Annotated in this window: 4 protein-coding genes; all 4 read right to left on the reverse strand. The window is 32.2% G+C overall.

From position 1 onward, the window contains the following. A partial coding sequence (locus tag VK998_RS05570; protein WP_325226399.1) for a transposase occupies nucleotides 1-654 on the reverse strand: 654 nt, incomplete at its 3' end. Nucleotides 655-726: 72 nt separating this feature from the next. Further along, complete coding sequence (locus VK998_RS05575) at nucleotides 727-1,980, reverse strand: methyl-accepting chemotaxis protein (RefSeq protein ID WP_325226401.1); 1,254 nt, start codon at nucleotides 1,978-1,980, stop codon at nucleotides 727-729. 140 nt (nucleotides 1,981-2,120) lie between these two features. Beyond that, on the reverse strand, nucleotides 2,121-2,726 hold the full coding sequence (locus tag VK998_RS05580) for a cache domain-containing protein (RefSeq protein ID WP_325226403.1): 606 nt from the start codon (nucleotides 2,724-2,726) through the stop codon (nucleotides 2,121-2,123). Between the two features lie 182 nt (nucleotides 2,727-2,908). Beyond that, nucleotides 2,909-4,708: an LTA synthase family protein gene (locus VK998_RS05585; RefSeq protein WP_325226404.1), complete on the reverse strand. Its 1,800-nt coding sequence runs from the start codon at nucleotides 4,706-4,708 to the stop codon at nucleotides 2,909-2,911. Between the last annotated feature and the right edge of the window lie 161 nt (nucleotides 4,709-4,869).

Here is a 4,869-nt window from a genome sequence, read left to right on the forward strand (position 1 = left end):
TTTCATATAAAAACTTTTTGATTTTTCTTCCACCTCTTCTAAGTCCATAAAGGTCCTATTACAATTTTTCCTGGAAAAGTCTATAAATTTTTTTATTGCTTCTATTCTGTTTTCAGAGAATATATCTAATATTAGGTCTGGTGATATGATATTATATTTATTTTCCATTTTATTTATGTATATGTTATAACTACTCCATGGGTAAGCTGAAGGATCTTTTACCATATAGGCTTCTACTGGATTGTTGTGGATATATCTTAGACAAGCTAATAGACTACCGTCCGTCTCTATACACTCACTTCTAAATCTGTTTTGGAACAGGTGCCCCACTCTCTCATATTTTTTATTATAATAAAGTGAATAGCTAACGCCTATCCGTTTCATTGTTCCGGATAATGGCTCTTTTTCTTCCTTTATTAATAAATGTACATGATTGTCCATTATGCAATAACCATATAATATGTACTCTCCATTAGATTTCATCCTTATTAATGTGTCTAAAAATCTTAGCTTATCTTCTTTATAAAAGAAAATATTCATCCTGTTAACGCCTCTTAGCATCACATGATATATTCCAGTGGATGATATTGTTCGTAAATATCTAGGCATACTAACTAAATCGCCCTTATTTATAGATATATACATATTATACATATTTCTATAATTTATTGGAATTTCCTTTCTGTCTCATCCCTTTGGGACAAGGGGTCTGACCCCGTGTCCCAATTACATTTTTATCTCAGATATAAGGGTTTGAAGTTCTTCTGCAAGCATTGCCAAACTTTCACTGGCAGATGCTATTTCTTCCATAGAGGCTGTTTGTTCTTCTGTTGATGCCGAAACGTTTTGTACGCTTTCAGATATTTCTCTTGACATATGTTCAATGGAGTTTACAGAACCTACCACATCTTCAGTACCTTCAGCCACTTGTGCCATGGCTTGGGATATGCTTTCTATCTGTTTGGATATTTCATCTATTGAATTTATAATGGTCATAAAAGTCTCTTTGGTTTCATCTATTGTTACTAACCCTTTGTCCACCTCTTCTTTGCTTAAATCCATGTTTTTATTTGCCTTATCAATTATATCTTGATTTTTCTTTATTATTTCATATATATCTTTTGTGGAATTGTGAACTTCTTCTGCTAATTTTCTAATCTCCTCTGCTACTACTGCAAATCCACTTCCATATTCACCTGCTCTGGCTGCCTCTATAGCTGCATTTAATGCAAGTAAATTAGTTTGTTCCGCTACTTCTTGGATTACCTGTATTATATTGTCCATCTCCTGGGAGCTGTTGTCTACATCTACTAGGGATACTTGTACCTTTTCTGTACTTGCAACTATATTATTCATCTGGGATATGATTTGTTCAATCTTGTTTCTTCCTTCATCTGAACTATTGGAAACATTTTGGCTTAAGTTGCTTATACCTTCTGCATTTGCTGATATCTCTTGAATCTGTGCTGATATTTCCTCTATTGCAGATACGGCATTTAGTATATCTCTTTGTTGATTTTCTGAGTCTACAGCAATCTCGCCAGCTGATTCAGCTACGCTAGTTGAAGCAGAAGCAGCTTCTTGGGATACAGATGTCAATTCTTCCGAGGATGATGCCACCCGCTCTGATGATTGACTTACTTTTTTTGCAAAGTCCTTGAAATGCTCTATTATAGATTGAAAAGATGCTGTCATCTGACCAATTTCATCTTTCCTCTTTAAAGTCTTTTTATCTACATCCTCTGTCAAATCTAATTTTTCTATTTTGGCTGCTAGTTTTACAGATTCTCCTATGGGTTTGGATATTGAATTCCCGATAACAATGGAAAATACAACTGCTATAATAATAATTATTACAGTAGTTATAATAGTCATCTTTATGGAGTTTTTAAATGGCTTTTGTATTTCATCAGTAGGTATTGCCACCCCAATCTTCCAATTGGTTTCATTCATATCCTCAATGAAAAAGGTCCTGTCCACCTTATCATAATCCTTTAACTTTTTACTTTTAGCTATATCTTCATCGGTCCCTATTATATCCTTTAACTCCCCATCTAATATTTCAGCTATATTTACATATCCCTTTTCAGCATCAGGGCTAAACTCTTCATTTTTGTGAGTTATAATATCCCTTCTCCATCTAATAGAAACCCATAAGAGTTTTCGCCTAATTCTAAGTTTGAAATTATTTCTACTAGATGGTCAATGAATATATCTGAGCCTAAAACCCCTACTAACCTATCGCCTTCTTTAATAGCCTTGGAAAGAGTAACTGTGATATCGCCAGTTCTAAAGTCTATATAAGGTGAAGACATTACTACATCATCAGTAGTTTGTGCATCTATGTACCAATCCCTATCAGTACAATCAAAATCATCTGGTGGTATATAGTCAATTCCAAATATTGCAGATCCATTAGGAAATCCAAGATAATATACATTCTCTCCATTGGTTTCTCCTTGCTTTTCTAGATATTTGTGTACATAATCAAATTCAAATTCATCATTATATATTAGTGCATCACCTATTTCTTTTAGGGAATTTTTTTGGATGCTTAGCCACTGATCTATTTCTCTTGCTGTAATCTTAGCGGTATTCTTAGCATTCTCTTCTATCTCATTTAAAAGTTCTTTTGCTGTAAAATAATAATTAACTAAAGATACGAGGAAAATACTTAGGATGCATAAGACACATGTGAATAACACTATTTTTGCTTTAATCTTCATATGAACTCCTCCTCCTAAAGATAATATCGTCTAAATTTTCTCAATCTAAAGACATATTTCTACAAAATCTTACACGTTCCTCTAATTTCTTTGAAATTTTTATATATAAAAAGGTAAGGTGGGACAAGGGGTCAGACCCCTTGTCCCAATTGATGGGACAGGAGGTCTGACCCGGTGTCCCATTATCTTCTGAAAAAATCCGTTTTCAATATATAGTCGGATTTATTTATCTCTTCTATTACCATTTTATGTTCTTCTAAATAATTTTTTGGTTCCAAAGTTTCTTTTGTTTTTATATTATAGACTCGGCTGTTTTCAAATACTCCGTCTCTAGACATTTCTAGTAGTATTTCATCAGTTATTATGGAGCCTTTTAGGGCATAGGTTTGTGGAGCTACGAAGTTCTGTCCTTCATAGTTGATTAAATCTCTACCAAACATAAGACCCTTTTCATTTTCATAGCCCATTATATTCAATATAGTTGGCGTAAAGTCTAGCATACTGCCTACTCTATCTACGGTTTCATTGGTCTCTAGGCCTGGAATCTGAATTACCAAAGGCACCTTCATCATTTCATCTAAATCATAGGTATATCCTAAATAATCTGTAACCAATTTTTGATAATCTTTATCTAGACTATTTATAGCAAAATGATCCCCATATATGGCTAGGATGGATTTATCATATAATCCCTCTTTCTTTAATTCTTCTATAAATTGACCTAAGGCCATATCTGTATAGTGGATTGATTGAAGATAATCTCCTAAAATAGTGCCTTCATGTTCTTCTTTTATTTCCAGATACTCATATTCTTCTGGCATTGTAAAAGGATTGTGACTAGTTAGGGTAATCATAAAGGCATAAAATGGGTTGTCATCTAGATTGTCCAATTTTTTTAAATAAGGTATAGATTGTTTGAAGAATTCTTCGTCAGTTATTCCAAATCCTAAGGTTTCTACTAGTTCATAATCCTCTTGGGATATAAAGCGTTGAAATCCCTGATTAGGATAAGCCTTCTCTCTATTCCAAAATTCCTTTTCATATCCATGAAATACCCAAGCAGTATATCCATTGTCCCTTAAAATCCAAGGCAATCCATAGAAAGTATTTTCTGCATACTGGGTATAAGTTGGCTCTTCCATAGAAGGATATAGAGAGTTATTAGTGACAAATTCAGAATCAGAGGTATTCCCTCTACCTAATAATTGATAATAATTATTGAAATAAAGACTACCCTGTTCTTTTATAAGTCTATTTAAATTTGGGGTTATTTCCTGTTTTTCATAGTAATGGTTAATTACAAAGTTTTGCAATGCTTCCACTTGTATTACTATTAAGTTTTTCCCTTGACCTAAACCTGTATATTTCCCTTCTACCAATTTAGTTCGCTGTTTTAATTCTTCAATATCCTTATTTGTTAAGTTTACAATATTTTCTATATCTTCCTTCATTATAGTTTTCTTTATATCCTTAGCATGATAGGTAAATAGTACCTGGTTGGTTACTGGTCCAAATAGATTGATTTTACTCAAGATTACCAATGTAATAACTAAAATTAAACCTATGGTTCCAGGAACTCCCCATCTTATATATTTATTATAGTTCTTTGTTGTTTTTCTTTTTCTTGAATATATATAGATAAAAGGTAAATCCAATAAAAATAATAAATTTTTAAAAGATAATAAGGTTTTAACACTATCCCCTACTGCTGCTACCTGACCTATCTGCTTTATCATTTTTATAGATGGTAATGTGTTAAAATAAGTATAGTAAACTACATCTGCAAACGTAATTATAGAAACGGTGGCATAGAATTTAAAGGCTAATCTATGATTTTTCTTCCCCTTACCAAAATATATTAATGTAAAGAAGAATAGTATTATTAATGTGCTTATTAATAATACTATAATCCTATTATGTTCAACTTTTGTGATATTCATAAATAGTAGTATTTTTAATATTAGTAATAAAGCCAAAAGCATTTATATTCCTCCAATTTGTCACCTTGTCTTATTTTGTCTTAAAAATTGTATTCTTCGTCCCGTCTAAATAAACAGGAATGCCTAGCTTTTCTAGTTTCTTAATAAAGGATTTATTAGTTAGTTTCCTATCTGTTATTACTCCAGCTAAAGGATTTCTTTTC

The organism is Schnuerera sp. (assembly GCF_035459645.1).
Classification (GTDB): domain Bacteria; phylum Bacillota; class Clostridia; order Tissierellales; family Tepidimicrobiaceae; genus Schnuerera.

Excerpts from the sequence above, each read along its gene's own strand:
- VK998_RS05580 (WP_325226403.1), bottom strand. The coding sequence starts at position 2,726 with ATGAAGATTAAAGCAAAAATAGTGTTATTCACATGTGTCTTATGCATC.
- VK998_RS05585 (WP_325226404.1), bottom strand. The coding sequence starts at position 4,708 with ATGCTTTTGGCTTTATTACTAATATTAAAAATACTACTATTTATGAAT.